This is a genomic window from Tardiphaga sp., assembly GCF_044340795.1.
GTDB lineage: Bacteria > Pseudomonadota > Alphaproteobacteria > Rhizobiales > Xanthobacteraceae > Tardiphaga.
The window spans coordinates 1-4,876 of sequence record NZ_JBIISY010000345.1 but is presented as its reverse complement, the minus strand read 5'-3'; the positions used below and the strand labels follow the sequence as shown (position 1 = coordinate 4,876).

The following is a 4,876-nucleotide window of genomic DNA, read 5'->3' as shown; positions in this document are numbered from 1 at the left end:
CTGATCCTCCGATTTGCGATCAGGCCCGTCAAGCGAAAGATCAACCATTGGTGGAACATCCGGTTCGTCGCGTGCAGTGCAAAAGATGCAAGAGACCGGGCCTGCACGACGAATTTATTTTACGCAGCTTCGCTGTCGAGCAAGCCACCTTCGCTCTTGGGCAAGAACGGTTGTGCAGACGTGATTAGCTGACGATCACCAAAAGCGAAGCCGGGTCGATCAACGACCCCGCACATACATGTCTGGGAGGACATCACGATGCGAAAGGTGCTACTCGCGACCTGTCTTGGCACAATGGCAGCGTCGGCTGCCGGCGTTGCCATCGCCAATGATGAACTGTCGAAAATGGCGGCGAACCCGAAGGACTGGGTGATGCCTGCGGGCGACTACGCCAACACGCGCTACTCCAAGCTCAATCAGATCAATGCCGGCAATGTCGGCAAGCTGCAGGTGGCGTGGACTTTCTCCACCGGCGTGCTACGCGGGCATGAAGGAGGACCGCTGATCATCGGCAACATGATGTATGTGCACACGCCCTTCCCGAACAAGGTGTTCGCGATGGATCTGGCGCAGGACAGCAAGATCGTCTGGAAATACGAGCCGAAGCAGGATCCGAACGTCATTCCGGTGATGTGCTGCGATACCGTCAATCGCGGTGTGGCCTATGCGGACGGCAAGATCTTCCTGCACCAGGCCGACACCACGCTCGTGGCGCTCGATGCCAAGACCGGCAAGGAAATCTGGACCGTCAAGAATGGTGATCCCGGCAAGGGCGCCACCGGCACGTCATCGCCGCTGGTCGTGAAGGACAAGGTACTGATCGGTATTTCTGGCGGCGAATTCGGCGTTCAATGCCACATGACCGCCTATGACCTGAAAACCGGCAAGCTCGCCTGGCGCGCTTATTCCGAAGGGCCGGACGACCAGATCATGTTCGATCCCGACAAGACCATGGCGCTCGGCAAACCGGTCGGCAAGGATTCCAGCATCAAGACCTGGCAAGGCGATCAGTGGAAGATCGGCGGCGGCTGCACCTGGGGCTGGACGTCCTACGATCCCGAACTCAACCTCGTCTATTACGGCTCGGGCAACCCCTCGACCTGGAATCCGAAGCAGCGCCCTGGCGACAACAAGTGGTCGATGACCATCTTCGCGCGCGATGCCGATACCGGCATGGCCAAATGGGTCTACCAGATGACGCCCCACGATGAATGGGACTATGACGGCGTCAATGAAATGATCCTCAGTGATCAGCAGATGAACGGCCAGAACCGCAAGCTGTTGACGCATTTCGATCGTAACGGCCTCGCCTACACCATGGACCGCGTCACCGGCGAACTGCTCGTCGCCGAGAAATACGATCCGAAGGTGAACTGGACCACCGGCGTCGACATGAACAAGTCTTCACCGACCTATGGTCGCCCGAAGGTGGTGGATCAGTATTCCACCGAGAAGCAGGGCGAGGACGTCAACACCAAGGGTGTCTGCCCGGCAGCGCTCGGCACCAAGGATCAGCAACCGGCCGCCTATTCGCCGGACACCCAGTTGTTCTACGTGCCGACGAACCATGTCTGCATGGATTACGAGCCGTTCAAGGTGAACTACACCGCGGGTCAGCCTTATGTCGGTGCGACGCTGTCGATGTATCCGCCTCCGGGCGAAACCCACATGGGTAACTTCATCGCCTGGGACAACAAGACCGGCAAGATCGTCTGGTCCAACAAGGAGCAGTTCTCGGTCTGGTCAGGCGCTCTCGCCACTGCTGGCGGCGTCGTGTTCTACGGCACGCTCGAAGGTTACCTGAAGGCTGTCGATGCCAAGACGGGCAAGGAACTCTACAAGTTCAAGACCGCCTCCGGCATCATCGGCAATGTCACGACCTACGAGAACAACGGCCGGCAGTATATCGCGATCCTGTCGGGCGTCGGTGGCTGGGCCGGCATCGGTCTCGCAGCTGGCCTTACTGATCCGACGGCAGGTCTCGGCGCAGTCGGCGGTTACGCAGCCCTGAGCAACTACACGGCGCTCGGCGGCTCGCTCACGGTGTTTGCACTCCCTCAGTAAACTGACCGCTTTGTCACCCGGCGCATGGCTCTCCTCCATGCGCCGGTCTTTTCTGAAATCGCATGCCGAGGACAAGCTATTGCGCCAGTTCACTCTCGCACTCGCCGCGATGATCATCGTGGCTTCAGCACATGCCAGTTTCGCCGGGGACGTAGGCGATCCCGCCGCAGTCAAATCCGAAGAGGGGAAATATCTCGACAAGGACGGCAACCCGACTTTTAAGGTAGGCGCCGATGGCACCGTGGATTGGTACACCTATTCCGGCTATCGCCGATATCACTCCGAATGCCACGTCTGCCACGGCCCGGACGGGATGGGCTCGACTTACGCACCCGCGCTCAGGGATTCGCTGCAGAAGATGACCTATGAGGCATTTCTCGAAGTCGTCGCCAGCGGGCGCAAGAACGTCAATGCATCGCAAGAAAGCGTGATGCCTGCCTTCGGCGATAACACCAATGTCGCCTGCTATATGGACGACCTCTACATCTATCTGCGCGCCCGCGCCAATGACGCCGTCGGCCGTGTACGCCCGGGCAAGCGCGAAGAGAAACCCGCCGCCTATACCGCGGCAGAAAGCGCCTGCATGGGAAAGCCGCAATGATTGCACCTGCCGCCGAAGCTTTGACTCGCATCGTTGCGTGACACAGGGAGTAGACCATGAAAACGCGTGCCGCAGTCGCTTTTGAAGCCAAGAAGCCACTGGAGATCGTCGAAGTCGATCTCGAAGGACCGAAGGCCGGTGAAGTTCTCGTTGAGCTCAAGGCGACCGGCATTTGCCATACCGATGCCCATACGCTCGACGGTTTTGACAGCGAGGGCATCTTCCCCTCCATTCTCGGGCATGAGGGCGCCGGCATCGTGCGCGAGGTGGGCTCCGGCGTCACCTCGGTCAAACCCGGCGATCACGTCATCCCGCTCTACACGCCGGAATGCCGGCAGTGCAAAAGCTGCTTGAGCCAGAAGACCAATCTCTGCACCGCCATCCGCGCGACCCAGGGCAAGGGCGTGATGCCGGACGGCACTTCGCGCTTCAGCTATCAGGGAAAGCCGATCTATCACTATATGGGCTGCTCGACCTTCTCCAACTTCACCGTCCTGCCAGAGATCGCGGTCGCGAAAATTCGCGATGACGCGCCATTCAACACCAGTTGCTATATCGGCTGCGGTGTCACCACCGGAGTGGGCGCCGTGGTAAATACCGCCAAGGTCACGCCCGGCAGCAATGTCGTCGTGTTCGGCCTTGGTGGTATCGGTCTCAATGTGATCCAGGGCGCTCGCATGGTGGGCGCCGACAGGATCGTCGGCGTCGATATCAATGACGACAAGGAGGAATGGGGCCGCCGCTTCGGCATGACCCATTTCGTCAATCCGAAAAAAATCGACAGCGATATCGTCCAGCATCTGGTGGGGCTCACCGATGGCGGCGCGGATTACACATTCGATTGCACCGGCAACACCACGGTGATGCGCCAGGCGCTGGAAGCCTGCCACCGCGGCTGGGGCGTCTCCGTCGTGATCGGCGTTGCGGAATCCGGCAAGGAAATCGCCACGCGCCCGTTCCAGCTCGTCACCGGCCGCGTATGGAAGGGCACTGCCTTTGGCGGAGCGCGCGGGCGCACTGACGTGCCGAAGATCGTCGATTGGTACATGGGCGGCAAAATCGAGATCGATCCGATGATCACCCACGTGCTGAAACTCGACGAGATCAACAAGGGGTTCGACTTGATGCATGAAGGCAAGTCGATCCGTTCAGTCGTGGTGTTCTAGATCAAGGCAACCAAGCAGGGAGGATCAACTGATGACTGTTCATATCCATCCGTCAGTCGATGGCGGCGTCAAGGCAGGTAGCGGTCATTTCGCCGGTGGCACGCTGGTCTGCAAATGCGCGGACCGAAAAGTGAAGGTCGCGGTCAAGGGCGACGTCGCCCACAATCACGCTTGCGGCTGCACCAAATGCTGGAAGCCGGAGGGGGCGACATTCTCCGTCGTCGCCGTGGTCCCTCGTGAAAATGTCACGGTGACAGAGAATGGCGACAAGCTGCGCATCGTCGATGCCGCTGCGGTGATCCAGCGCCACGCCTGCACCGGCTGCGGCACGCATATGTATGGCCGCATCGAGAACAAGGGTCACCCGTTCTACGGCCTTGACTTCATCCACCCCGAGCTGTTCGAGGAAACCGGCTCTGCCGCGCCCGGCTTCGCAGCCTTCGTATCTTCGGTGATCGAATCCGGCGTGAAGCCAGCCGACATGGGCGGCATCCGATCGCGTCTGAAGGAACTGGGTCTCGAACCCTATGACTGCCTTTCACCGCCCCTGATGGACGCCATCGCGACCCATGTGGCGACGGCAAAGGCGGCGTGAATTTCAGGGAGACACAAGTTTGCCTGCGACTGCCTGCAGTCGTCAGCATATAGCAGATCGAATCAATGTCCGCTTCCGTACATCGGAGGCGGACATTCTAAATTTGTCGACCTATAGGAAAATCAAGAAATGCTGGTACTTTTATCGATAGTCTAGAAATCGCTCGACATTCTGTATCGAACAGAGAGATCCTATCTTTACATAATTTTGGATCTTAAGCATTCACTACGCAAAATGGATCAGCGAGTTCGAGCTTGTCACACTTCGGCGTCATCGCCTCCTCCAACTTCACTCCACCACCACTCATTCATCAAGTACCAGTCGACTGTTTCTCGTAGGCCAACGGCAAAGTTTCGCGACGCCACCCAACCAAGTTCTATCTGAATCTTTGTGGCATCGACCGCATAGCGCAGATCGTGCCCAAGCCGATCGGTAACTAAACTGATCTGC

Annotated in this window: 5 protein-coding genes and 1 pseudogene; 5 read left to right on the top strand and 1 reads right to left on the bottom strand. The window is 58.8% G+C overall.

Annotated features, from left to right (window positions below; genetic code table 11):
• The 5 genes from ACIQ17_RS30840 to gfa all read left to right on the top strand — a co-directional run.
• Positions 1-192, top strand: a 192-nt coding sequence (locus ACIQ17_RS30840) for a hypothetical protein (protein WP_398473289.1), incomplete at its 5' end; no start/stop codon positions are given.
• A 66-nt stretch (positions 193-258) separates the two neighbouring features.
• Positions 259-2,064 carry a lanthanide-dependent methanol dehydrogenase XoxF5 gene (gene xoxF5 / locus ACIQ17_RS30835; RefSeq protein ID WP_398473288.1) on the top strand — a complete coding sequence of 602 codons (1,806 nt, stop codon included), beginning with the start codon at positions 259-261 and terminating at the stop codon, positions 2,062-2,064.
• Positions 2,065-2,173: 109 nt separating this feature from the next.
• The gene (locus ACIQ17_RS30830; RefSeq protein WP_398473290.1) at positions 2,174-2,665 is read left to right on the top strand and encodes a c-type cytochrome, methanol metabolism-related; all 492 of its coding nucleotides are present in this window, start codon (positions 2,174-2,176) and stop codon (positions 2,663-2,665) included.
• A 56-nt stretch (positions 2,666-2,721) separates the two neighbouring features.
• A complete protein-coding gene (locus ACIQ17_RS30825) occupies positions 2,722-3,831 on the top strand; it encodes an S-(hydroxymethyl)glutathione dehydrogenase/class III alcohol dehydrogenase (protein ID WP_398473287.1) in 1,110 nt (369 codons plus the stop codon).
• A 31-nt stretch (positions 3,832-3,862) separates the two neighbouring features.
• Positions 3,863-4,426: an S-(hydroxymethyl)glutathione synthase gene (gfa, locus tag ACIQ17_RS30820; RefSeq protein WP_398473286.1), complete on the top strand. Its 564-nt coding sequence runs from the start codon at positions 3,863-3,865 to the stop codon at positions 4,424-4,426.
• Between the two features lie 257 nt (positions 4,427-4,683).
• Here the strand turns inward: gfa and ACIQ17_RS30815 are convergent.
• Positions 4,684-4,876, bottom strand: a pseudogene (locus ACIQ17_RS30815) (dTDP-glucose 4,6-dehydratase); the annotation flags it as partial.